Raw genomic sequence first — 23,150 nt, forward strand, 5'->3', positions numbered from 1 at the left:
GCACAACTTTCCTTGCGTAAATTTCCCGCCGGACGGGCTAGCGCACCGGGTGGCCCGCCCCCCGTAGCGTTGCCTTGACCTCGCCGATTCGTAGGTCTCCGAAGTGGAAGACCGAGGCTGCGAGGACCGCGTCCGCGCCTGCTTCGATGGCCGGGGGGAAGTGGGGCAGGGCGCCCGCTCCGCCGGAGGCGATGACCGGGACCGTGACATGTCGGCGTACGGCGGAGATCATCTCGATGTCGTAGCCGTCCTTGGTGCCGTCGGCGTCCATCGAGTTCAGGAGGATCTCGCCGGCGCCCAGCTCGGCGGCCTGGTGGGCCCACTCCACGGCGTCGATCCCGGCGGACTTGCGGCCGCCGTGGGTCGTCACCTCGAAGGCGCCCGAAGCCGTGCGGCGGGCGTCCACCGAGAGGACCAGGACCTGGCGGCCGAACCGCTCCGCGATCTCGCGGATCAGGTCGGGGCGCGCGATGGCCGCGGTGTTCACGCCCACCTTGTCCGCGCCCGCCCGGAGCAGCTTGTCGACGTCCTCGGCGGTGCGCACGCCGCCGCCGACCGTGAGCGGGATGAAGACCTGTTCGGCGGTGCGGCGGACCACGTCGTACGTCGTCTCGCGGTTGCCGGAGGACGCGGTGATGTCCAGGAAGGTCAGCTCGTCGGCGCCCTCGGCGTCGTAGACCTTGGCCATCTCGACGGGGTCGCCCGCGTCCCGCAGGTTCTGGAAGTTGACGCCCTTGACGACGCGGCCGTTGTCCACATCCAGGCAGGGGATGACACGTACGGAGAGAGTCATGCCGCACCTGCCCCGGGACCGTACGCCTCCACCTCGACCTCGACGACCAGGCTGGAGTCGATGAAGCCGGAGACGATGAGCATCGACGCGGCCGGGCGGATCTCGTCGAAGAGCTCCTTGTGGGCGCGGCCCACGTCGTCGACGTCCCGCGCGTGGGTGAGGTACATGCGGGTGCGGACCACGTGCTCGCGGCCCAGGCCGAACTCCCGCAAGGCCTCGACGGCCGCGTTGAAGGCGTTGATGGTCTGCTGGTAGGGGGTGCCGGCGTCGATGACGCCGTTCACCACGGACGTGCAGCCGGAGACCAGGACCAGGCCGTTCGGCAGCCCCACGGCGCGGGAGTAGCCGATGGTCTCCTCCCAGGGGCCGCCCGAGCCCACCCGGCGTACGGCGTCGCTCATGAGGAGGCCACCGCGGCGAGCGCCTCTTCCAGCGTGAACGCCTCGGCGTACAGCGCCTTGCCGACGATGGCGCCCTCGACGCCGAGCGGGACCAGCTCGGAGATGGCGCGCAGGTCGTCCAGGGACGAGACGCCGCCGGAGGCGACCACGGGCCGGTCCGTCGCCGCGCAGACGTTGCGCAGGAGCTCCAGGTTCGGGCCCTGGAGCGTGCCGTCCTTGGCGATGTCGGTGACCACGTAGCGCGCGCAGCCCTCGGCGTTGAGGCGCTCAAGCGTTTCGTAGAGGTCGCCGCCGTCGCGGGTCCAGCCGCGGCCGCGCAGCGTCGTGCCGCGTACGTCGAGGCCGACCGCGATCTTGTCGCCGTGCTCGGCGATGACCTTGGCGACCCACTCGGGGGTCTCCAGGGCGGCGGTGCCGAGGTTGACGCGGGTGCAGCCGGTGGCGAGGGCCGCGGCGAGCGTGTCGTCGTCGCGGATGCCGCCGGAGAGTTCCACCTTGATGTCCATGGCTGCCGCGACCTCCGCGATGAGCGCGCGGTTGTCGCCGGTGCCGAACGCCGCGTCCAGGTCGACCAGGTGCAGCCACTCGGCGCCCGACCGCTGCCAGGAGAGTGCCGCCTCCAGCGGGGAGCCGTAGGAGGTCTCCGAGCCGGACTCGCCGTGGACGAGGCGTACGGCCTGGCCGTCGCGGACGTCGACGGCGGGAAGGAGTTCGAGGGAGCTCACAGTGTTCCGATCCAGTTGGTGAGGAGCTGGGCACCGGCGTCGCCGGACTTCTCGGGGTGGAACTGGGTGGCGCACAGGGCGCCGTTCTCGACGGCCGCCACGAAGGGCTCGCCGTGCGTGGACCAGGTGACGTGCGGCGCGCGCATCGCCGGGTTCGCGACTTCGAGGGACCAGTCGTGCACCGCGTAGGAGTGCACGAAGTAGAAGCGGGCGTCGTCGTCCAGGCCCTTGAAGAGGGTCGATCCGGCGGACGCCTGGACCGTGTTCCAGCCCATGTGCGGGACGATGTCGGCCTTCAGCGGCTCGACCGTGCCGGGCCACTCGTCGAGGCCCTCGGTCTCCACGCCGTGCTCGATGCCGCGCGCGAAGAGGATCTGCATGCCCACGCAGATGCCCATCACGGGGCGGCCGCCGGCGAGGCGGCGCCCGACGATCCAGTCGCCGCGCGCCTCCTTCAGGCCGCGCATGCAGGCGGCGAAGGCGCCGACGCCGGGCACGAGGAGGCCGTCGGCGGCCATGGCCGTGTCGTAGTCACGCGTGATCTCGACGTCCGCGCCCGCGCGCGAGAGGGCGCGCTCGGCGGAGCGGATGTTGCCGAAGCCGTAGTCGAAGACGACGACCTTCTTGGGAGTGCTCATGTCGCGTACGCCCCCGTCAGTTCCAGTAGTCGAGCCGCAGGATGCCCGCGGCCAGGCACATCACGGCGCCGATGGACAGGAGCGTGATCAGGCTCTTGGGCATCCCCTGCTTGACGAAGGAGATGATGCCGCCGATCAGGAAGAGTCCGACGACGATGAGGATGGTGTTGAGGCCGGTCATGGCTTTACAGCGCGCCCTTCGTGGAGGGGAGGATCCCGGCGGCGCGCGGGTCGTGCTCGGACGCGTAACGCAGCGCGCGGGCGAGGGCCTTGAACTGGCACTCCACGATGTGGTGGGCGTTGCGGCCGTAGGGCACGTGGACGTGCAGGGCGATCTGCGCCTGCGCGACGAAGGACTCCAGGATGTGCCGGGTCATCGTCGTGTCGTACGCGCCGATCATCGGCGCCATGTTCTCCGGCTCGGTGTGCACGAGGTACGGACGGCCCGAGAGGTCGACCGTGACCTGGGCGAGCGACTCGTCGAGCGGGACCGTGCAGTTGCCGAAGCGGTAGATGCCCACCTTGTCGCCGAGTGCCTGCTTGAAGGCGGCGCCGATGGCGAGCGCGGTGTCCTCGATCGTGTGGTGGGAGTCGATGTGCAGGTCGCCCTCGGTCTTGACCGTGAGGTCGAAGAGGCCGTGGCGGCCGAGCTGGTCGAGCATGTGGTCGTAGAAGCCGACGCCGGTCGACACGTCGACCTTTCCGGTGCCGTCGAGGTCGATCTCGACGACGACCGACGTCTCCTTCGTGGTGCGTTCGACCCGTCCTACGCGGCTCATGCGTCTCGCTCCTTCTTGAGTTCGCGTACCGCATCGAGGAACGCGTCGTTTTCTTCGGGGGTTCCCGCGGTGACCCGCAGCCACCCCGGTACGCCGTTGTCCCGGACCAGGACGCCCCGGTCGAGGATCCGCTGCCAGACGGTGTGGGCGTCTTCGAACCGCCCGAACTGCACGAAGTTGGCGTCGGACTCGGTCACCTCGTACCCCGCCGCGCGCAGCTCGGTGACGAGGCGGTCCCGCTCGGCCTTGAGCTGCTCCACGTACTTCAGGAGCGTGCCGGTGTGCTCCAGGGCGGCGAGCGCGGTGGCCTGGGTGACGGCCGAGAGGTGGTACGGCAGCCGCACGAGCTGCACGGCGTCGACGACCGCCGGGTCGGCGGCGAGATAGCCGAGGCGCAGTCCGGCGGCGCCGAAGGCCTTGGACATCGTCCGCGAGACGACGAGGTTCGGCCGCCCCTCGATCAGCGGGAGCAGCGAGGCGCCGTGGCTGAACTCCACGTAGGCCTCGTCGACCACGACCAGGGACGGCTTCGCGGCCTGCGCGGCGTCGTACAGCGCGATGACCGTCTCGGCGGGGACCGCGGTGCCCGTGGGGTTGTTGGGTGTGGTGATGAAGACGACATCGGGCCGGTGTCCGGCGATGGCGCGCTCGGCCGCCGCCACGTCGATGGTGAAGTCGTCGTTGCGCGGTCCGGAGATCCAGCCGGTGCCGGTGCCGCGCGCGATGAGGCCGTGCATCGAGTACGAGGGCTCGAAACCGATGGCCGTCCTGCCGGGCCCGCCGAAGGTCTGGAGGAGCTGCTGGATGACTTCGTTCGAGCCGTTGGCCGCCCAGACGCCTTCGGGGGCGATCTCGTGGCCCCCCGTGTCGCTGAGGTAGCGCGCGAGGGCGGTGCGCAGCTCGACCGCGTCCCTGTCGGGGTAGCGGTTGAGGTCGCGGGCGGCCTCGCGGACCCGCTCGGCGATGCGCTCGACGAGCGGCTCGGGCAGCGGGTAGGGGTTCTCGTTGGTGTTCAGGCGTACGGGTACGTCGAGCTGGGGCGCGCCGTACGGGGACTTGCCGCGCAGCTCGTCGCGTACGGGAAGGTCGTCGATCCTGGTCACTTGGTCTCCGGCACCTTCCATCCGAACCTCGCCTTGATGGCCGCGCCGTGCGCCGGCAGGTCCTCGGCCTCGGCGAGCGTCACGACGTGGTGGGCGACGTCGGCGAGGGCCTCGCGGGTGTAGTCGACGATGTGGATGCCGCGCAGGAAGGACTGCACGGACAGGCCGGAGGAGTGGCAGGCGCAGCCGCCGGTGGGCAGGACGTGGTTGGAGCCCGCGCAGTAGTCGCCGAGGGAGACCGGCGACCAGGGGCCCACGAAGATCGCGCCCGCGTTCTTCACGCGTTCCGCGACGGCGGCGGCGTCGGCGGTCTGGATCTCCAGGTGCTCGGCGCCGTACGCGTCGACGACCCGCAGGCCCTCGTCCAGGCCGTCGACCAGGACGATCGCGGACTGGCGGCCCCGGAGCGCGGGCATGACGCGGTCCTCGACGTGCTTGGTGGCGGCGACCTGCGGCTCCAGCTCCTTCTCGACGGCGTCGGCGAGGCCGACGGAGTCGGTGACGAGCACGGCGGCGGCGAGCGGGTCGTGCTCGGCCTGGCTGATCAGGTCGGAGGCGACGTGCGCCGCGTCGGCGGTGTCGTCGGCGAGGACCGCGATCTCGGTCGGCCCGGCCTCGGCGTCGATGCCGATGCGGCCGGTGAAGTAGCGCTTGGCGGCGGCGACCCAGATGTTGCCGGGGCCTGTGACCATGTTGGCGGGGGCGCAGCTCTCGGTGCCGTACGCGAACATCGCGACGGCCTGGGCGCCGCCGACCGCGTACACCTCGTCGATGCCGAGGAGGGCGCAGGCGGCGAGGATCGTGGGGTGCGGGAGGCCGCCGAAGTCGGCCTGCGGCGGTGAGGCGAGCGCCATCGACTCGACGCCGGCCTCCTGGGCGGGCACCGCGTTCATGATCACGGAGGAGGGGTAGACGGACCGGCCGCCGGGAGCGTAGAGCCCGACGCGCTCGACGGGCACCCACTTCTCGGTGACCGAGCCGCCGGGCACGACCCGCGTGGTGTGCGGGGCGCGGCGCTGCTCGCGGTGGACGATGCGGGCGCGGCGGATCGACTCCTCCAGCGCCTCGCGCACGGCCGGGTCGAGACCGGCGAGGGCCTCGGTGAGCGCGGCGGCGGGCACGCGGACCTTCTCCAGGCCCACCCCGTCGAACTTCGCCGCGAACTCGATCAGCGCCGCGTCGCCACGATGATGCACGGCCTCGCAGATGGGCCGCACCTTCTCCAGGGCGGCCGCGACGTCGAAGTCGGCACGGGGCAGCAGGGCGCGCAGGGCGGGGCCCTCGGGGAGGGCGTCGCCGCGCAGATCGATTCGAGAGATCACATGGCCAATTCTCTCAGACCTTCTTTCGGTACCCGACGCCTGTATCACTGGCTGATATGGACCCCGGAAGACAGCGTTCACCACTAGCGTTCAGCCGGTCACGCAGCGGGCATGAAACAGGTGTACGAGGAAGCGGAGAGACGGTCCTCGCGGGACGGGGAACCGGTGCGCCGCGGGAACGGGGAGGAAGACAGCAGTGGTCGACGACGCCGGCAGCGGGGATCCGCCCGACGGGCTGACCGCCGCGGAGATCGGCATGTGGCAGGCCTTCCGCAACGGCACCGTCTACGACCTCAGGTCCGGGGACGCCGCGGCGGACGACCCGCACGGCGGTCACCCGTGGGGGCCCGAGCGCAGCGTGCGGGCGCGCATAGTGTGCTGGCTGCTGCTCGACGGGCCGCCCGCCCTCGCGGGGCGCGTCTCCTCGCTGAAGCTGGCGGGCGTGCAGATCACCGACGTCCTCGACCTGGCGGGCGGCACCATCACCCCGTACACCGAGCTGAAGCACTGCCGCTTCGAGAAGGAGGTGCTCCTCCCGGAGTCCCGCTTCGCCACCCTGCGGCTCGTCGACTGCTCGATCCCGCGCATCGAGGCCGCCAGGCTGCACACCGAGGGCGATCTGCACCTGCCGCGCTGCCGGGTGCACAACGGCATCCGCCTCACGGACGCCCAGATCGGCACCGACCTGCTGCTCAACCAGGCGGTGGTCTACCGCGACCGGCGCAGCCGCTCGATCACCGGCGACGGCCTCACCGTCGGCCAGGACCTCCAGGCCGAGATGATGGAGTCGCACGGCGAGCTGAGCATGCGCGGCGCGAAGATCGGCGTCTCGCTGAGCCTGCGCGGAGCCAGACTGATCAACCAGTACGGCCGGTACGCGCTCAACGCCCCGCAGCTCACCGTCGAGCGCACCCTGTACCTGACCCCGGCCGCCGTCGGCAATCCCCCGCAGACCAGCGGCACCACCCCGGCGCGCGGCACGCGCGTGCAGCGCTTCGAGTGCGAGGGCGGCGTCCGGCTCGACGACGGCCGCTTCGGCGACGCCATCGACTTCGCGCAGGCCCGCTTCGCCCTCCAGAACGACCAGGAGATCTCGCTGCGCCGGGTCCAGACGCCCGAGCTGCGCTTCCTCGGCGAGGCGCCGCAGCGCGGCAAGGTCGTGCTGTCCGGCGCCAAGATCGTCAACCTCATCGACAGGGCGACGAGCTGGCCGGGCCCCGGCGGCCTCCAGATGGGCGGCTTCAGCTACGAGAACCTCGTGCCGCAGGGCAGCTTCACGCTGGAGCGGCGCCTCGCGTGGGTGGCGGCCGCGACCGCCGAGTACAACCCCGAGCCGTACGAGAAGCTGGCCACCGTGCTGCGCAACGGGGGCGAGGACGCCGACGCCCGCGAGGTGCTCCTCGCCAAGCAGCGCAGGCGCCGCGAGACGCTGCCGCTGGCGGCGAAGCTGTGGGGTTACGCACAGGACTGGACGGTCGCGTACGGCTACCGGCCCGGCCGGGCCGCGGTCTGGATGGCCGTGCTGTGGGCGGTCAGCGCGGTCGCGTTCTCGCACGCCGACCATCCGGCGATCAAACCGGGCGAGCACCCGAACTGGAACCCCGCGCTCTTCGCCCTCGACCTGCTGCTGCCCGTCATCAACCTCGGCCAGGACACCTACTGGCAGCTCCGCGGCGGCTGGCAGTGGTTCTCGACCGCCCTGATCCTGCTCGGCTGGGTCCTGGCCACGACCGTGGCGGCGGGCGCGACCCGGCTCCTGCGCCGGAGCTGACGCCGGACGCGTGCGACCGGAGGTGACCGGGGGGCGGCTGCGGCCCGGTGGGCTGACCTGCGGCTGAACCGTTATGCGCCCGCGGGCAACCATCCCCGGCCGTCGGCCGTCATCCCAGCGGCAACCAACAATCGAGCAACCACGAAGGTGACCGGCGGGCCGTGCGAGCGGATGCCGGTTGAGGCGCAAAGGAGGGCACGGTGCTGCGTGCCTTCATCCGTACCGCCCGCATGGTCCGGCACACCCCGCGCCTCGCCGTCGGGCTCCCGCCGGACGACGAGGTACTCCTCGACGTGCCCGACGAGCGGCTCGCCCCGGCCCTCGTCGCTGCGGGCCGCGGCGACCACGGCCCGGCGGCCAAGCTCCTCGCCATGACCCGCGAGGCCGCCGAGTGGGAGAACCGCGACCGCTACACCACCCGCCTCGCCGCCTTCGCCCGCTCCCGCCCCGAGTGGTTCGACGACTGGCTCGGCGCCTCCCCGCACGACCCCGACCTGCTGCTCGTCAAGGCCGAGCTCGCCGTCGTCCGCGGCTGGGAGTCACCGGCGCGGGCCGAGCTGCTCCGCGAGGTGAGCCCGCTGCTCACCGCCGCCGCCGAGGCCGACCCGCGCGACCCCGTGCCCTGGCGCATCGCCCTGGACCACGCCCGCGGCACCCACGCCCCGCACACCGTCTTCGAGCAGCTCTGGGAACACGCGGTGCGCCGCTCCTCGTACCACTACGGCTGCCACGCCTCGGCCCTTCAGTACCTCTCTGCCGCCTGGTACGGCTCGCACAGCGAGTGCTTCGACTTCGCCGAGCGCGCCGCCGCCGACGCGCTGCCGGGGTCGCTGATACAGGTCCTGCCGGCCCGCGCCGCCTTCGCCTACCTCACCAGCCCCACGGGCCGGGTGCCGCGCGAGCGCCTGGAAGCGGCGGCCGACCTCGCGATCGGCCTGTCCCGCGATTACGACGCCGGCGACCCCTGGCCCGCCGAGGTCCGCAACCTCCTCACGTACGTCCTGGTCCGCCTGGAGCGCTGGGACGACGCCCTGGAGCAGCTCCGCCTGATCGGCCCGTACGCGACGTCCTTCCCCTGGGACCGGCTCTCGGACGATCCGCTCGGCCAGTTCCTGGAACTGCGCGACGGCATACGACTCGAAGTGGCGTCGATGACGCCGCTGCGCCCTCCGCGCGGCCGAGTCCGCCCCGACGACCATTAGGCTTGCCGGTCGTGACCACCCGGCTTCCGCTCTTCCCGCTCAACTCGGTGCTGTTCCCCGGCCTCGTACTGCCGCTGAACGTCTTCGAGGAGCGATATCGCGCCATGATGCGCGAGCTGCTCAAGACCCCCGAGGAGGAGCAGCGCCAGTTCGCCGTCGTCGCCATCCGCGACGGCTCGGAGGTGGCGCCGAGCGCGCCAGGACTCCCCGACCCGACGGCGGTGCCCGAGCACGGCCCCGCCGCGGGCTTCGGCGACGACCCCCTCAAGGCCTTCCACACCATGGGCTGCGTCGCGGACGCGGCGACGATCAGGGAGCGTGACGACAGCGGCTTCGAGGTGCTCGCCACCGGCACGTCCCGCGTCCGGATCCACTCGGTCGACGCCTCCGGCGCCTTTCTGACCGCCGAGGTCGAAGAGGTGCCCGAGGAGCTCGGCGAGGAGGCGGGCACGCTCGCCGAGGGCGTCCTGCGCGCCTTCAGGTCGTACCAGAAACGCCTGGCGGGGGCGCGGGAGCGCTCGCTGTCCACGGGGGCGGAGCTGCCGGACGAGCCGTCCGTGGTGTCGTACCTGGTCGCCGCGGCGGCCGTCCTCGACACCCCCACCAAGCAGCGGCTCCTGGAGGCGGCGGACACCGCGGCGCGGCTGCGGGACGAGCTGACGCTGCTGCGTTCGGAGACGGCGATCATCCGCAATCTGCCGTCCCTGCCCGCGACGGACCTGACCCGCGGAACCACCAGCCTGAACTGACGTACGCGAGGCGCGAGAGGCGCGAGAGGGCGCGAGACTGTGGCGAAGAAGCAGAAGAAGCAGCCGGGCGGCACGGGCGGCACCCCGGCGACGGTGGCCCTCACCGCGGCCGGCACCGCCTTCACCGTGCACTCCTACACGCACGACCCGGCCCACCCCTCGTACGGCGAGGAGGCCGCCGAGGCCATGGGCGTGTCCCCGGAGCGGGTCTTCAAGACGCTGGTCGCCGAGGTCGACGGCGAGCTGACCGTGGCCGTGGTGCCCGTCGCGGGCTCCCTGGACCTGAAGGCGCTGGCCACCGCGGTCTCGGGCAAGCGCGCCGTGATGGCCGACCCGGCGGCGGCCGAGCGCACCACGGGCTATGTGCGCGGCGGCATCTCCCCGCTGGGCCAGCGCAAGAGGCTGCGCACCGTCCTCGACGACTCCGCGTCGCGGCACCCCACGATCTGCGTCTCGGCGGGCCGCAGGGGCCTTGAGGTCGAGCTGTCACCGGGTGACCTGGCGGAACTCACCGCCGCGGTCCTCGCCCCGATCGGCCGCGCCTGACGGTTTCCGGCCGCTCCCGCGGACGACGTGAAAGCGCCCTCGACAGGTCCGCGGGGCGCGACTAGTACCGGGAGCATGTCGAAGAAGACGCGCATGCGGAAGTGGCGGGCGAAGAAGCGCAAGGCCAATCACGGCAGGCGCCCCGCCTAGGGTCAGCTCCGGGGGTCCTCGGGGCGGGCGTCGTCGCGGGGCTCCCCGTAGAAGGACCGCGGATACGGCTCCGGGTCACGCGGCCCGAAGAGCCCGGTGAGGCCGAGGTGCACGGCCAGCGCGGCCACCGGCCAGGCGAGGAGCGCGCCCTTGGCCTTGAGTTCGAGCGGGGCGTCGAAGACGACGCCCTTGCCCGCGGACTTGGCGTGCGCCACGACGTCCGTCTCGGGGCCGAACCATATCCCGGTCCGCCACGCGATCAGGGCGCCCAGGAGGCTGCCGAGCGCGAGACCGGCGACCAGCGGGATGCCCCCGCGCCTGCGCAGCAGGAAGACGACGACGCCGCTGAGGACGCCGAGGCCGAGCGCGAGCAGGGTGAACGTTCCGTCGACACCGATGGCCTGCTCGCCCTCGGTGTCCTTCAGGTAGACCGCCTCGCCGTCCGAGATGAGCGGCACGCGCGGCGCCAGCCACAACCACACGAGGCCGAGAGCCACTCCGCTGACCGCCACCACGACCGCGGTCACCGCGGCCTGCCGCACTTCCGTCCTCATGCCGGGCCCGTCCTCCTCGTATCCGTAAGGAGCTGCGGCTCCCGACGGCTGCGCGGGGGCCTGCCAGGGGTTGTGCGGTGTCTCGTCGTGCGGCGGTTGGGGTGTCAGCGGTGCGGTCACCCACACATCGTGCCAGTAGTACCTGTGCGGCGCGTCACCGGACAGCCGCCCGGCGGTACGCCCAGGTGGCGACGGCGAGCGAGGCCACGCCGACGCCCGCGCAGACCGCCAGATCCAGGGCGACGAGGGCCCAGTCGGGGTCAGGACCGAAGGTGTTGGCGAACGCCTCCACGCCGTACGTGGAGGGCAGCAGGTCACGCGCGTACTGGAGCAGCGTCGGCATCCGTTCGGCCGGGAGCACGCCGAGCAGCAGCGCCGCGGACATGCCCATCTGGCCGAGCAGCGTCGCCAGTTCGGGGCGCGGCGCGAGCAGGCCGAGCGCGGCGCCGAGCCCCGCGAGGGCGGCTCCGGCGAGCGGGATCACGGCGATGAGCACCCAGAGGTGGGTGAACGGCAGCCCGAAGAGCCCGCAGCCCACGATCGCCGTGACGAAGGTGCCGGGCACGGTGAACGAGGCGTACGCGGCGGCGGCGCCGAGGACCACGGCGGCGGGCGGCACGGGAAGCGTGGCGTAGTGGTCGAGGCCGCCGTCGGCGCGGAGCCGGCCGAAGTACTGGGCGAGCAGGTTGAGCGCGACGAACGCGACGACGAGCACGGAGGAACCCGCGACCACGGCCCGCGCCTCACCGCCGCCGTCCACGACGCCCCGCATCAGGATCATGATGCCGACGGACTGGAAGGTCGCCACGAACAGCAGCGGTATCCGCGCGACCCGGGCCCGCGAGAGCTGGGCCCGGTAGACGGCCGCGAGCGCGGGGAACAGCCGGGCGGGCGGGCCGAGGGCCCCCACGCCTCCGAAACCGTCCTCGGCAGGCGCTTCCTCCCGCACCACGACATCAAGCGGAACGGCACTCACCGCAGACCCTTCTGTAGCTGTCCCTACTCCACGCGAACCGGTGGCCAAAGAACTCACCCCTTGACCAGGCCTCGCCCGCTGCCGCCCAGGGCGAGGTACACGTCCTCCAGGCTGGGCGTGGCCAGGGTGAAGTCGTCGAGGGCGGCGAAGGCGGCGCCGCCGGTGACCGCGGCGACGGCGGCCCTGGCCTCGTCCGGCGCCAGCCGGAGCGCCCACCGCCGACCCGACTCGACCGCGGAGGACCGCAGCGCGGCGACCTCGGGGACGTCCAGCGGCGCCCGCTCCCGCCACACCAGCTCCACCCGCACCTCGTCCGCGACCTTCTCCTTGAGCCCGGCCGGGGTGTCGCAGGCGATGACCTTGCCCTCGTCGAGCACGGCGACCCGGTCGAGCACGGTCTCTGCCTCGATGACGTTGTGGGTGACCAGCAGTACGGTCGTCCCGCGCTCGGCACGGCGCCGGTCGATCGCCGCCCAGACGGCCCGCCGGGCGATGGGGTCCATCCCGGTGGTGGGTTCGTCGAGGACGAGCAGCGACCGCTCCCCCACCAGCGCGGTGGCGAAGCAGGCGAGCCGCCGCTGCCCCCCGGAGAGCTTCTTGAGGGGCCGCGAGGCCAGCGGCGTGAGCCCCAGCTCGTCGAGGACCCCGTCCCGCTCGGCACGAGCCCGGCGCAGGTCGAGCCCGCGCAGCCGCCCGGTCGTCTCGACGGCGAGGGACACGGTCAGCTCGTCGAGGGCGGTGGACTCCTGCCCGAGGTAGGCGAGGAGCCGCGCGGCCCGCTCGGGGTGGCGCACGATGTCGTGGCCGAGGAGTTCGACCCCGCCGCTGTCGGGCCGCATCAGGCCGGTCAGCTGGCGTACGAGGGTGGACTTGCCGGCGCCGTTGGGCCCGAGCAGGCCGAAGATCTCCCCGCGCCGGACCGTCAGGCAGATGCCGTCGGTGGCGCGGACCTCGGGCGTCGCGGGCCTGCCGCGCCTGCCACGGGCGGCCGGGTAGGTCTTGACCAGGTCGCGCACGGCGCAGACGGCGTCGATGCCGTGTTCCTTGCGGCGTTCCTGTCGGACTGCCGGTGCCGGGCGCGTACTCACGAAGGACGAGACTACGGGGTGCGCGGGCGCGGACGACGCCCGGGGCGCCCCGTACGCCCCGAATCAGTCACCTGCCCGGTCCCCCGCGGTCGCGTGCTCGGCGGCCGTCCGCGCGTCGACCTCCCGCCAGAATCCCGCCCGGATCGCGTACCTGTCGTGCTCGTCGATCTGGTCGTCCTTGTGGGCGAGCAGGCCGAAGCGCGCGGCGTAGCGGAGCAGCTCGCCGTCGACGCGGTGCGGGATGCGGGGGTACATCGCCGACAGCTTCTGGAGGTTGTGCTGCTCGGGCAGGCGCGTCATCCAGCGCCGCGCGAACACCTGCCCCACTTCGTAGGGGTCGCCGCCGACCGTGGTGATGTCCTCCTCGCGGTCGGCCCAGCGCTGCTCGGCCGTCGTGAGCTGGGCGAGTGTCGGCAGGGCCGCCGCCTCCGGGCCCTCGGGCGCGCCGCCGGGCCGCTCGACCCAGCCCTTGTCGGAGGACCAGCGCAGCGTCGCGTTGGCCGGGTGATGGGCGGCGGTCTGGGTGCCGGGGGCGCGCAGGGCGGCCAGGTCCTTGGGGGTGGGCACGCCCTTGGCGGTGGGGCCGCGGTGCTCGGCGGCCTCCTGCCCGTTGGCCCCGGCGTCGGGGGTGCCTCCGGCGGGGGGCTCCTCCTCCTCGGCGTGCTGCGCGGCGGCGGCGAGGGCGGAGTCCGGGAGCGGTGCGGAGAGGATAGCGGCGATCTCGGGGCGCGGCACGGGCGGCGGCGCGCAGATGCCGGTGAGCTCCTTGGGGCGTACGGCCTTGGTGATCCAGGCCCGGTCGAGCACCCGCCGCTCGTCGGCCTCGGCGACGAGGTCCTCGGACTGGTTGTAGTCGCCGTCGGCGGCCTGCACGGCCCAGAGGTGGACGGCGACGCCGTGCTCCTTGGCGGCCATCATGCCGGGCAGCAGATCGCCGTCGCCGGTGACGAGCACGACGTCCGAGCAGGCGCGGTTGCGGGCCAGTTCGGTCAGCTCGGCGTGCATGGCGGCGTCCACGCCCTTCTGCGCCCACCGTCCGTCGCTGCGGGTCAGGGCGCCGAGGCGGACCGTCACGCGCGGCATGACGCGCAGCCGCCGGTGTTCGGGCTGGGGCACGCGGTCGGGGGCTCCGTCGAACCAGTAGATGCGCAGCAGGGGGCGTTCGGTGTCGGATTCCGCGCGCTCGCGCAGGCCCTGGACGAGGGCGGTGTGATCGACGGTGATCCGGGATCTGGACGGTTCTCCCGCGAGGAGACTCGCGGCCGCGCCCAGCAGATACCCGGCGTCCACCAGGACGATGCAGCGGTCCACGCGATCCACCCTCTTTCCCTGGAGATTCCCTGGCGTTCCCGGAAGTTCCTGAAAAGTGCCCGGAGGTTCCTGGACGTTCCCTCGCAGGCCCACGAACACACCCTGTGACGACAACGAATCAGGGGTGCGGGTCGGCGCCGGGTTTCCTTCGAGTCTGCCCGACCCGGCGGAGGTTAACGGGCGGAACTCGATCTTCGGCGTGGCGTATCCACGGTTCTGTCACCGATGACCCCTTATCACGCAGGGTAATTCTCCGAAATGCGCGCTTTGTCGGGCTATGTGAATCTGAACGCGTCATGGCCCCCAGATCCCCTTCAGGAGGAAGATCACCATGGCCAAGAACAAGAATCGCAAGCAGGGCAGCCAGCAGGACCGCGCATCGGCGTCCGAGCGGGCCAAGGAGCAGGCTCAGACGTCCGCCATCGAGGCCGAATCGCGCGTCCAGTCGCAGGCCCAGGGCAGCCCCGCTGATGTTGCCCGTAAGCACCAGCGCCGCTTCGGCCACAACTGACGGCCGCACAGGCACGCGTGAGGGGCGCACCCGTTCCGGGTGCGCCCCTCACTGCGGTCACGCGCTGTGTCTCGCGGCGGTGTTGGTCAGCCCGCCAGACAGGACGGGCCGAGCAGCACCTTCAGGTCACCGAAGAGCGCCGGGTCCGGCTTGACGCGGTGCCTGTCCAGCCGGAGCACCGTCGTCTTCTGGGCGCCCTGGAGCTTGATGCGCACCTCACTGTTGCCCCGGTGGTGGCTGAGGACCTCGCCGAGGCGGGTGATCATCGGCGGGCTGACCTTCACCGTCGGAATGGTGATCACCACGGGCGCGTTGGTGCCCGCGTTCGACAGGTCGGGGACCTGGAGCTCCATCGCGACGAGGCGGGGCACGTCCTCGCGCTTGTCGAGACGGCCCTTGACGAACACCACGGCGTCCTCGACCAGTTGCGTCGACACCAGTTGGTAGGTGGCCGGGAAGAACATGCACTCGATGGAGCCCGCGAGATCCTCGACGGTGGCGATGGCCCAGGCGTTGCCCTGCTTGGTCATCTTGCGCTGGAGGCCGGAGATGATGCCGCCGATGGTGACGACCGAGCCGTCGGAGAAGTCACCGCCGGTGAGCTGGCCGATGCCGGCGTCGGCCTTGTCGGAGAGCACGTGCTCCAGGCCGAAGAGCGGGTGGTCGGAGACGTACAGGCCGAGCATCTCGCGCTCCTGGGCGAGCAGGTAGGTCTTCTCCCACTCGTCCTCGGAGAACTCCACGTCGAGCCCGAAGCCCGGCTCGTCGCCGCCGGTCTCCTCGCCCATGCCGCCGAAGAGGTCGAACTGTCCCTCGGCCTCCTTGCGCTTGACCGCCACCACGTTGTCGATCATCGGCTCGTACTGGGCGGTCAGGCCCTTGCGGGTGTGCCCCATGGTGTCGAAGGCGCCCGCCTTGATCAGCGACTCCGTGGTGCGCTTGTTGCAGGCGGTCGCCTCGACCTTGTCGAGGTAGTCGGGGAAGGAGGTGAACTTCCCCTTCGCCTTGCGCGAGCGGATGATCGACTCCACCACGTTCGTGCCGACGTTCCGCACGGCCTCCAGGCCGAAGAGGATCACGTCGTCGCCCTGGGCGGCGAAGTTGTGCACCGACTCGTTGACGTTCGGCGGGAGCACCTTGATGCCCATGCGGCGGCACTCGTTCAGATAGACGGCCGACTTGTCCTTGTCATCCTTGACCGAGGTCAGCAGGGCGGCCATGTACTCGGCCGGGTAGTTCGCCTTCAGGTAGGCGGTCCAGTAGGTGACCAGGCCGTACGCGGAGGAGTGCGCCTTGTTGAACGCGTATCCGGCGAAGGGGACCAGGACGTCCCACAGGGCCTGGATCGCCTCGTCCGAATAGCCGTTCTTCTTCGCCCCTTCCTGGAAGAGGACGAAGTTCTTCGCCAGCTCGTCGGGCTTCTTCTTGCCCATCACGCGGCGCAGGATGTCGGCTTCGCCGAGGGAGTACCCGGCGATGATCTGCGCGGCCTTCTGCACCTGCTCCTGGTACACGATGAGGCCGTAGGTGAGGCCGAGCGTCTCCTTCAGGGGCTCTTCGAGCTCCGGGTGGATCGGCGTGATCTCCTGGCGGCCGTTCTTGCGCTCGGCGTAGTTGATGTGCGAGTTCATGCCCATCGGGCCCGGCCGGTACAGGGCCGAGACGGCGGAGATGTCCTCGAAGTTGTCGGGCTGCATCTGGCGGAGCAGCGAGCGCATCGGGCCGCCGTCGAACTGGAAGACGCCGAGCGTCTCACCGCGGCAGAGCAGTTCGAAGGTCTTCGGGTCGTCGAGCGGGAGCGAGAGCATCTCCAGGTCGATGCCCTTGTCGTTCCGCACCATCTTGACGGCGTCGTCCATGATGGTGAGGTTTCGCAGGCCCAGGAAGTCCATCTTGAGCAGGCCGAGCGACTCGCACTGGGGGTAGTCCCACTGCGTGATCGTCACGCCGTCGGTGTGCCGCGTCCAGAGCGGGGCGTGGTCGACGATCGGCTCGCTGGACATGATCACGCCGGCCGCGTGCACGCCCATCTGCCGGACCAGGCCCTCGACGCCCTTGGCGGTGTCGATGACCTTCTTCACGTCCGGTTCGTTCTCGTACATCCCCCGGATCTCGCCCGCCTCGCCGTACCGCGGGTGCTTGGGGTCGGTGATGCCGGAAAGGTCGATGCCCTTGCCGAGGACGTCGGCGGGCATGGCCTTGGTGAGGCGGTCGCCCATCGCGTACGGATATCCGAGCACGCGCGCGGAGTCCTTGATCGCGTTCTTCGCCTTGATCTTTCCGTACGTGCCGATCATGGCGACCTTGTCGGCGCCGTACTTCTCCGTCACGTACCTGATCACCTCGACGCGCCTGCGCTCGTCGAAGTCGATGTCGACATCGGGCATGGAGACGCGCTCGGGGTTGAGGAACCGCTCGAAGATCAGGCCGTGCGTGATCGGGTCGAGGTCGGTGATGCCCATCGCGTACGCGACGATCGAGCCGGCCGCGGAGCCACGGCCCGGGCCGACCGCGATGCCGTTGTTCTTGGCCCACATGATGAAGTCGGCGACGACCAGGAAGTACCCCGGGAACCCCATCTGGATGATGATGTCCATCTCGTACTCGGCCTGCTTCTGCCGGTCCTCGGGGACACCGCCCGGGTAGCGGCGCTCCATGCCGACCCGGACCTCCTCCTGGAACCAGGTGACCTCGGTGAAGCCCTCCGGGATGTCGAACTTCGGCATGAGGTCGCGCTTCTCGAACATGCCGGTCGTGTCGACCTGCTCGGCCACCAGGAGCGTGTTCCGGCAGCCCTCCTGCCAGGCGTCGGAGGAGTCGATGGCGTACATCTCGTCCGTCGACTTCAGGTAATACCCGGTGCCGTCGAAGCGGAAGCGGTCCGGGTCGGAGAGGTTCTTGCCGGTCTGGATGCAGAGCAGGGCGTCGTGCGCGACGGACTCGTGCGCGTACGTGTAGTGCGAGTCGTTCGTCACCAGCGGCGGGATGCCCAGCTTCTTGCCGACGCGCAGGAGGTCGTCGCGGACCCGGCGCTCGATGTCGATGCCGTGGTCCATCAGCTCCAGGAAATACCGGTCCTTGCCGAAGATGTCCTGGTACTCCGCCGCCGCCTTCACGGCCTCGTCGAACTGGCCGAGGCGGAGCCTGGTCTGCAGCTCGCCCGAGGGGCAGCCGGTGGAGGCGATGAGCCCCTCCGACCACTGCGAGATGGTCTCCTTGTCCATGCGGGGCCACTTCTGGAGCCAGCCCTCGGCATAGGCGTCCGACGACAGCTTGAAGAGGTTGTGCAGGCCCGTGCTGTTCGCCGCCCAGATCGTCTTGTGGGTGTAGCCACCCGAGCCCGACACGTCGTCGCGCTTCTGGTGCGGCTGGCCCCACTGGATCTTCCGCTTGTTCCTGCGCGACTCCGGCGCCACATACGCCTCGATGCCGATGATCGGCGTCACGCCCGCCTTCTGCGCGGAGTGGAAGAAGTCGTACGCCCCGTGGAGGTTGCCGTGGTCGGACATGGCGATGTGCGTCATGCCCATTTCATTGGCCGCATTGAACATGTCCTTGAGCCGCGCGGCACCGTCAAGCAGCGAGTACTGGGTGTGCACGTGCAGGTGCGTGAAGGGCGGCTTGGTCACGGCGGGAGGCCTCCGGGAGAACGGCGGGGAACAGGCTGCGGGCAGTCTGGGGGGACAGCGACGAAGTCTAATCCGGGGTGCCGACAGCGGACGGGCACTCGGGAGTACGGTCGTGCGTTGAAGGGTCGGAAAGGCTGTCCCGCCAGGGCGGAAAAAAATCCCCGCCCCTCATGTCCCGCACCACCCTGTACCAGGAGGCACCCAGCGATGTCGGTCCCGCAGCCCACGGCTGAGCAGCGCGGCGAGGAGATCCTCGCCGTCTTCGGCACGGCGTTCGGCGAGCTGCTTGCCGCGGACCCCGCGGCCTTCCGGGTCAAGTTCCGGAAGATGGCGTCCTCCGCCTTCGCGTTCTACCGCGGCACGGCCTCTCTGTTCTACGCCGACCTGGAGCGCGAGCAGCACGGCGGGCCCTACCTCGACGACCGCACGGGCCGGGTGTGGATCCACGGCGACCTCCACGCCGAGAACTTCGGCACGTACATGGACGCCCAGGGCCGCCTGATCTTCAACGTGAACGACTTCGACGAGGCGTACGTCGGCCCCTTCACCTGGGACCTGAAGCGCTTCGCCGCCTCCGTGGCCCTGATCGGGTACTCGAAGGCGCTCAGCGACGAGCAGATCACCGACCTGGTGCGGATCTACGCCGCGGCCTACCGCGAGCGCATCCACGACCTCGCGACGGGCGCCAAGAGCGACGAGGTGCCGCCCTTCACGCTGGACACCGCCCAGGGGCCCCTCCTGGACGCCCTGCGCGACGCCCGCGCCCTGACCCGCTTCGGGCTGCTCGACTCGATGACGGAGATCCGTGACTTCGAGCGCCGCTTCGCGTCGGGCGGCGGCTCCATCGAGCTCGACGCCGCCACGCGGTACAAGGTGCTCGCCGCCTTCGACGGCTATCTGGAGACCCTGCCGGAGTCCTCCCTGACCCGCCCGGACTCCTACCGCGTCAAGGACGTCGTGGGCCGGCGCGGCATCGGCATCGGCTCCGCGGGCCTGCCCTCGTACAACATCCTCCTGGAGGGCAACAGCGACGCCCTGGAGAACGACGTCGTGATCTACCTCAAGCAGGCCCAGACCCCGGCGGTCTCGCGCCACATCACCGACCCGGCCGTCCGCGGGTACTTCCAGCACGAGGGCCACCGCACGGTCATCTCGCAGCGCGCCCTCCAGGCGCACGCGGACCCGTGGCTCGGCTGGACCGAGCTGGGCGGCGTGGGCCAGCTCGTCGCCGAGGTGTCGCCGTACGCGGTGGACCTGGACTGGTCGGACATCGACGACCTGGACGAGATCGCCTCGGTCGTCGCCGACCTGGGCCGCGCCACCGCCACGATGCACTCCGCCGCGGACGACGAGAGCGGGCACTCCGATCTGGTGCCGTTCTCCACGGAGCGCGCCATCGACGCCGCCATCGCGGCCGACGAGGCGGGCTTCGGCGGCCTGCTCGTGGACTTCGCGCACTCCTACGGCGCGCGGGCGCGGGCCGACCACCAGATCTTCGTCGACCTCTTCCGCAACGGCCGCATTCCGGGGCTGTGAGCCGCCCCCTTCGAGGACCCCCCACAGGAACACGTGACACACTCCTCCGCGATGGACATATCCGGGCCCCAGCTACGAGCCGTGCGCGCCGCGCTCTTCACGGCGCTCGTCGTGACGCTCTCCGCCGCGTCCCACGTGCTGCTCTCCCGGGTCCCCCTGCCGTCGGCCACGGTCGCGGCGATCGCCGCCGCCGTCTTCGTCCTCGCGTACGCGCTGGCGGGCCGCGAGCGGGGCTTCGGGCGGATCGCCGCCCTGCTGATCCCGCTGGAGCTGGCCGCGGACACGGTGTTCACCGCGGGCCAGCACGTCTGTTACGGCGAGGCGGGCGGTCCCGTGGCGGGCCCGCTGCGCTCCGTCGGCTTCGACGTGCTGTGCGGCGGGACGCCCATCGGTACGCCGCTGGCGCGGATGACGGCCGAGGGCCACGGCGGCGCCTCGGTCCTGCTCGCCGAGGCCGACCCTGGCGCCGCCTGGCTGCTCCTCGGGGCGCACGTCGGCGTGGGCCTGCTCGCGGCGGCCTGGCTGCGGCGCGGCGAGCGGGCGCTCGCCCAGCTGCTGTGCGCCGTCGCGGCGGCCACGTTCCGGCCGCTGCTGCTCGCGGTCGCCCGGGTGACCGTCGCCCGGCCGCCCGTACGCCGGCTGCCGCGCCCGCGGCGCCGGGCGCGCGCCACCCGTACGCGGCTGCTCGTGCACTTCGTGGGGCGGCGTGGACCGCCGTGCTCGGCCCTCACCGCCTGAGCACGTCACACCCCACGCAGTCACCCACACGGAGAAACGAACATGAGCAAGCGCAACAGCCAGGCCGCCAAGTCCGCCGCCCGCGAGCGGATCCGCGCCCAGCAGGAAGCCGAGCGCAAGCGCGAGAAGCGCAAGCAGGCGGCCATCGTCGGCGTCTCGATCGTCGCCGTCCTCGCGATAGCCGGCGGCGTCGGCTATGCCGTGATGAAGTCCGACGAGCCCTCGACGTGGGAGGCGGCCGCCGACGCGAAGGTGGTCACCCCGGAGAACTCCTCGGGCAAGGACGGCACCACGGTCACGATCGGCGAGTCCGACACCAAGAACACGGTCCACCTGTACGAGGACCCGCGCTGCCCCGGTTGCGCGGCCATGGAGCAGTCCATCGGCTCCGCGGTCGACAAGGGCATGAAGGACGGCGACTACAAGCTGACCTTCACCATCGGGACGTTCCTCGACAACAACCTCTCGGGCGAAGGGTCCAAGAACGCCCTCAGTGCGCTCGGAGCCGCCCTGGACGTCAGCCCCGACGCGTTCCTGGAGTACAAGGCCGCCCTGTTCTCGGCGAAGCACCACCCCTCGGAGTCCACCGACGACTTCGCGAAGGACGACTACCTGATCAAGGTGGCGGACACCGTGGACTCCCTCAAGAACAACAAGGAGTTCAAGAGCGCCGTCAAGAAGGGGACCTTCGACCCCTGGGCCCTCAAGATGAGCGACTCCTTCCAGTCGGCCGAGGGTGTGGAGTCCACCCCCACCATCAAGATCAACGGCAAGGTGGTCGAGACGCCGAAGACCGCCGACGCCTGGAAGGCCGCCCTGAAGAAGGCGGGCGTCACGAAGTAGCGGACCGCGCGTCCTGACAGGGGGGGCGAACTTATCGAGTTCGCCCCCCTGTGCGATTACCGATCAGTATCGTGATCGCCCGTGACCAGTCGAAACGATCTTCTTCAGTCGCTCAACTCCCCGGCTCCCAGTGGCCCGGACCGTCGTACCGTCGTCAAGGCGGCGGCCGCCGCCACCGCCGCGCTGGGCGTCCCGCTCGCCGCGGTTCCCGCCTACGCCGCGCAGGGGCCCGCCTTCCACCACGGGGTCGCCTCCGGGGACCCGCTGCCCGACGGGGTCCTGCTGTGGACCCGCGTGACGCCCACCGCCGACGCCGTGCCCGGCTCCGGCAAGGGCCCCGATGTCACGGTGCGTTGGGAGATAGCCGAGGACAAGGGATTCACCCGGGTCGTCGGCCACGGCAGCACCACCGCGCGGGCGGCCTCGGACCACACGGTCAAGGCCGACGTAAGGGGCCTGCGCCAGGCGGCCACCTATTACTTCCGCTTCTCGGTGGACGGCGTCGCGGGGGACGTCCGCTCCCCCGTCGGCCGCACCCGCACCACCCCGGCGCACGACGCCGCCGCGCCGGGCGTCCGCTTCGGCGTGGTGTCCTGCGCGAACTGGGAGGCGGGCTACTTCTCCGCCTACCGCCACCTGGCGGCCCGCACCGAACTCGACGCGGTCCTGCACCTCGGGGACTACATCTACGAGTACAAGAGCGGCGAGTACCCGTCCGCCGAGGAAGTCGTGCGGCAGCACGAGCCGAAGCACGAGATCATCACGCTCGCCGACTACCGCGCCCGGCACGGCGTCCACAAGACCGACCCCGACGCGCAGGCCATGCACGCCACGCATCCGGTGATCGCGATGTGGGACGACCACGAGTTCGCCGACAACGCCTGGTCGGGCGGTGGCGTGAACCACTCACCGCAGACCGAGGGCCCCTGGGCGCAGCGCATGGCCGCGGCCAAGCAGGCGTACTTCGAGTGGATGCCCGTGCGCCCCTCCACCGAAGGCACCGTCTACCGCCGCGTGCGCTACGGCAAGCTCGCCGATCTGCACCTGCTGGACCTGCGGTCCTTCCGCTCCGAGCAGGCGGGCACCGGCAGCGGCGAGGTCGACGACCCGGACCGCACGATCACGGGCCGCGCCCAGCTCGACTGGCTGAAGGCGGGCCTCGCCTCGTCGGACGCGGCCTGGAAGCTGGTCGGCACCTCGGTGATGATCTCGCCGGTCGCCTTCGGTTCCCTGCCCGCCCATCTCCTGGCACCCCTCGCGGAACTGCTCGGCCTGCCCAAGGAGGGCATCGCGGTCAACTCCGACCAGTGGGACGGCTACACCGACGACCGCAAGGAGCTCATCTCCCACCTGCGCGACAACGACATCCGCAACACGGTCTTCCTGACCGGTGACATCCACATGGCGTGGGCGAACAACGTGCCGGTGAGGGCCGCCACGTACCCCTTGTCGCCCTCGGCCGCCACGGAGTTCGTGGTCACCTCGGTGAGCTCCGACAACGTCGACGACTTGCTGCACGTCGCCCCGCACACCGTCTCCCTGGTGGCCGCGGCCGCCGTCAAGGCCGCCAACCGCCATGTGAAGTGGCTGGACATGGACTCGCACGGCTACGGCGTCCTCGACGTCACCGTCGAGCGCTCGCAGATGGACTACTACGCCCTCTCCGACCGCACCGACCCCGACGCGACGTCCTCGTGGCTGCGCTCCTACCGCACGCTCAGCGGCACCCAGAAGGTCGAGCGGGCGGGCGCCCCGGTGCGCTGAGGCCCCCCGGGGGCCGATCAA

At 71.2% G+C, this 23,150-nt stretch carries 22 protein-coding genes; 9 read left to right on the top strand and 13 right to left on the bottom strand.

The genetic code is table 11. The annotated features are described in order from the left end of the window. Positions 1–37 precede the first annotated feature (37 nt). Genes hisF through hisD form a run of 8 tightly spaced genes read right to left on the bottom strand, consistent with a single transcriptional unit; the run spans position 38 to position 5,761 of the window. The gene (hisF, locus tag ACZ6JY_RS23795) at positions 38–793 is read right to left on the bottom strand and encodes an imidazole glycerol phosphate synthase subunit HisF (protein ID WP_469198529.1); all 756 of its coding nucleotides are present in this window, start codon (positions 791–793) and stop codon (positions 38–40) included. Then, positions 790–1,194: a RidA family protein gene (locus tag ACZ6JY_RS23800; RefSeq protein WP_469198531.1), complete on the bottom strand. Its 405-nt coding sequence runs from the start codon at positions 1,192–1,194 to the stop codon at positions 790–792. Before ACZ6JY_RS23800 ends, hisF begins: the two co-directional genes overlap by 4 nt. Further along, entirely contained in the window at positions 1,191–1,919 is a 729-nt protein-coding gene (priA, locus tag ACZ6JY_RS23805; RefSeq protein ID WP_469198533.1) for a bifunctional 1-(5-phosphoribosyl)-5-((5-phosphoribosylamino)methylideneamino)imidazole-4-carboxamide isomerase/phosphoribosylanthranilate isomerase PriA, read from the bottom strand. The genes ACZ6JY_RS23800 and priA overlap by 4 nt, the downstream gene beginning before the upstream one ends. Next, positions 1,916–2,557, bottom strand: coding sequence for an imidazole glycerol phosphate synthase subunit HisH (gene hisH / locus ACZ6JY_RS23810; RefSeq protein ID WP_469198535.1), 642 nt, complete (start codon positions 2,555–2,557; stop codon positions 1,916–1,918). The genes priA and hisH overlap by 4 nt, the downstream gene beginning before the upstream one ends. Positions 2,558–2,573: 16 nt before the next feature. After that, positions 2,574–2,738, bottom strand: a complete 165-nt coding sequence (locus tag ACZ6JY_RS23815; RefSeq protein WP_055550328.1) for a hypothetical protein — start codon at positions 2,736–2,738, stop codon at positions 2,574–2,576. Positions 2,739–2,742: 4 nt separating this feature from the next. Then, positions 2,743–3,336 carry an imidazoleglycerol-phosphate dehydratase HisB gene (gene hisB, locus ACZ6JY_RS23820; RefSeq protein ID WP_469198537.1) on the bottom strand — a complete coding sequence of 198 codons (594 nt, stop codon included), beginning with the start codon at positions 3,334–3,336 and terminating at the stop codon, positions 2,743–2,745. Continuing rightward, complete coding sequence (locus ACZ6JY_RS23825) at positions 3,333–4,439, bottom strand: histidinol-phosphate transaminase (protein WP_469198539.1); 1,107 nt, start codon at positions 4,437–4,439, stop codon at positions 3,333–3,335. Before ACZ6JY_RS23825 ends, hisB begins: the two co-directional genes overlap by 4 nt. Continuing rightward, positions 4,436–5,761 (bottom strand): histidinol dehydrogenase, encoded by a 1,326-nt coding sequence (gene hisD, locus ACZ6JY_RS23830; RefSeq protein ID WP_469198541.1) that lies wholly within the window; start codon positions 5,759–5,761, stop codon positions 4,436–4,438. The genes ACZ6JY_RS23825 and hisD overlap by 4 nt, the downstream gene beginning before the upstream one ends. 256 nt (positions 5,762–6,017) lie before the next feature. On the opposite strand from hisD, the gene ACZ6JY_RS23835 reads away from it, so the two are divergent. The 4 genes from ACZ6JY_RS23835 to ybaK all read left to right on the top strand — a co-directional run bounded on the left by ACZ6JY_RS23835 (position 6,018) and on the right by ybaK (position 10,029). Beyond that, positions 6,018–7,532 (top strand): oxidoreductase, encoded by a 1,515-nt coding sequence (locus ACZ6JY_RS23835; protein ID WP_469198788.1) that lies wholly within the window; start codon positions 6,018–6,020, stop codon positions 7,530–7,532. Between the two features lie 230 nt (positions 7,533–7,762). Continuing rightward, on the top strand, positions 7,763–8,734 hold the full coding sequence (locus ACZ6JY_RS23840; protein ID WP_469198790.1) for a hypothetical protein: 972 nt from the start codon (positions 7,763–7,765) through the stop codon (positions 8,732–8,734). A gap of 2 nt (positions 8,735–8,736) precedes the next feature. Continuing rightward, complete coding sequence (locus tag ACZ6JY_RS23845) at positions 8,737–9,483, top strand: LON peptidase substrate-binding domain-containing protein (RefSeq protein ID WP_469198543.1); 747 nt, start codon at positions 8,737–8,739, stop codon at positions 9,481–9,483. A 39-nt stretch (positions 9,484–9,522) separates the two neighbouring features. Further along, positions 9,523–10,029: a Cys-tRNA(Pro) deacylase gene (gene ybaK / locus ACZ6JY_RS23850; RefSeq protein WP_469198545.1), complete on the top strand. Its 507-nt coding sequence runs from the start codon at positions 9,523–9,525 to the stop codon at positions 10,027–10,029. A 152-nt stretch (positions 10,030–10,181) separates the two neighbouring features. Here ybaK and ACZ6JY_RS23855 read toward each other — a convergent pair whose 3' ends face one another. From ACZ6JY_RS23855 to ACZ6JY_RS23870, 4 genes are all read right to left on the bottom strand, one after another. Continuing rightward, entirely contained in the window at positions 10,182–10,853 is a 672-nt protein-coding gene (locus ACZ6JY_RS23855; protein WP_469198547.1) for a DUF2567 domain-containing protein, read from the bottom strand. A 34-nt stretch (positions 10,854–10,887) separates the two neighbouring features. Next, positions 10,888–11,709 (bottom strand): ABC transporter permease, encoded by an 822-nt coding sequence (locus tag ACZ6JY_RS23860; protein ID WP_469198549.1) that lies wholly within the window; start codon positions 11,707–11,709, stop codon positions 10,888–10,890. A 53-nt stretch (positions 11,710–11,762) separates the two neighbouring features. Continuing rightward, entirely contained in the window at positions 11,763–12,743 is a 981-nt protein-coding gene (locus ACZ6JY_RS23865) for an ABC transporter ATP-binding protein (RefSeq protein WP_469198792.1), read from the bottom strand. 117 nt (positions 12,744–12,860) lie between these two features. Continuing rightward, entirely contained in the window at positions 12,861–14,108 is a 1,248-nt protein-coding gene (locus tag ACZ6JY_RS23870; RefSeq protein WP_469198551.1) for an NYN domain-containing protein, read from the bottom strand. 331 nt (positions 14,109–14,439) lie between these two features. Between ACZ6JY_RS23870 and ACZ6JY_RS23875 the strand changes: the two genes are divergently transcribed. Next, positions 14,440–14,619, top strand: coding sequence for a hypothetical protein (locus tag ACZ6JY_RS23875; protein ID WP_469198553.1), 180 nt, complete (start codon positions 14,440–14,442; stop codon positions 14,617–14,619). Positions 14,620–14,705: 86 nt separating this feature from the next. On the opposite strand, the gene dnaE is transcribed toward ACZ6JY_RS23875, so the two are convergent. After that, complete coding sequence (gene dnaE, locus ACZ6JY_RS23880; RefSeq protein WP_469198555.1) at positions 14,706–18,248, bottom strand: DNA polymerase III subunit alpha; 3,543 nt, start codon at positions 18,246–18,248, stop codon at positions 14,706–14,708. 207 nt (positions 18,249–18,455) lie between these two features. On the opposite strand from dnaE, the gene ACZ6JY_RS23885 reads away from it, so the two are divergent. The 4 genes from ACZ6JY_RS23885 to ACZ6JY_RS23900 all read left to right on the top strand — a co-directional run bounded on the left by ACZ6JY_RS23885 (position 18,456) and on the right by ACZ6JY_RS23900 (position 23,129). Continuing rightward, positions 18,456–19,784: a DUF2252 domain-containing protein gene (locus tag ACZ6JY_RS23885; RefSeq protein ID WP_469198557.1), complete on the top strand. Its 1,329-nt coding sequence runs from the start codon at positions 18,456–18,458 to the stop codon at positions 19,782–19,784. 51 nt (positions 19,785–19,835) lie between these two features. Further along, a complete protein-coding gene (locus ACZ6JY_RS23890) occupies positions 19,836–20,522 on the top strand; it encodes a hypothetical protein (protein WP_469198794.1) in 687 nt (228 codons plus the stop codon). A 42-nt stretch (positions 20,523–20,564) separates the two neighbouring features. Then, positions 20,565–21,365, top strand: coding sequence for a DsbA family protein (locus ACZ6JY_RS23895; RefSeq protein ID WP_469198559.1), 801 nt, complete (start codon positions 20,565–20,567; stop codon positions 21,363–21,365). An 81-nt stretch (positions 21,366–21,446) separates the two neighbouring features. Next, the gene (locus ACZ6JY_RS23900; RefSeq protein WP_469198561.1) at positions 21,447–23,129 is read left to right on the top strand and encodes an alkaline phosphatase D family protein; all 1,683 of its coding nucleotides are present in this window, start codon (positions 21,447–21,449) and stop codon (positions 23,127–23,129) included. The last annotated feature ends 21 nt before the right edge of the window (positions 23,130–23,150 follow it).

It is taken from the genome of Streptomyces sp. NPDC046335 (genome assembly GCF_055587985.1).

Bases quoted from the DNA above. Each gene is read 5' to 3' on its own strand.
- hisF (WP_469198529.1), bottom strand. From the start codon at position 793: ATGACTCTCTCCGTACGTGTCATCCCCTGCCTGGATGTGGACAACGGC.
- ACZ6JY_RS23800 (WP_469198531.1), bottom strand. From the start codon at position 1,194: ATGAGCGACGCCGTACGCCGGGTGGGCTCGGGCGGCCCCTGGGAGGAG.
- hisH (WP_469198535.1), bottom strand. From the start codon at position 2,557: ATGAGCACTCCCAAGAAGGTCGTCGTCTTCGACTACGGCTTCGGCAAC.
- ACZ6JY_RS23815 (WP_055550328.1), bottom strand. From the start codon at position 2,738: ATGACCGGCCTCAACACCATCCTCATCGTCGTCGGACTCTTCCTGATC.
- hisB (WP_469198537.1), bottom strand. From the start codon at position 3,336: ATGAGCCGCGTAGGACGGGTCGAACGCACCACGAAGGAGACGTCGGTC.
- ACZ6JY_RS23835 (WP_469198788.1), top strand. From the start codon at position 6,018: ATGTGGCAGGCCTTCCGCAACGGCACCGTCTACGACCTCAGGTCCGGG.
- ACZ6JY_RS23840 (WP_469198790.1), top strand. From the start codon at position 7,763: ATGGTCCGGCACACCCCGCGCCTCGCCGTCGGGCTCCCGCCGGACGAC.
- ACZ6JY_RS23875 (WP_469198553.1), top strand. From the start codon at position 14,440: ATGGCCAAGAACAAGAATCGCAAGCAGGGCAGCCAGCAGGACCGCGCA.
- ACZ6JY_RS23885 (WP_469198557.1), top strand. From the start codon at position 18,456: ATGTCGGTCCCGCAGCCCACGGCTGAGCAGCGCGGCGAGGAGATCCTC.
- ACZ6JY_RS23890 (WP_469198794.1), top strand. From the start codon at position 19,836: ATGGACATATCCGGGCCCCAGCTACGAGCCGTGCGCGCCGCGCTCTTC.
- ACZ6JY_RS23895 (WP_469198559.1), top strand. From the start codon at position 20,565: ATGAGCAAGCGCAACAGCCAGGCCGCCAAGTCCGCCGCCCGCGAGCGG.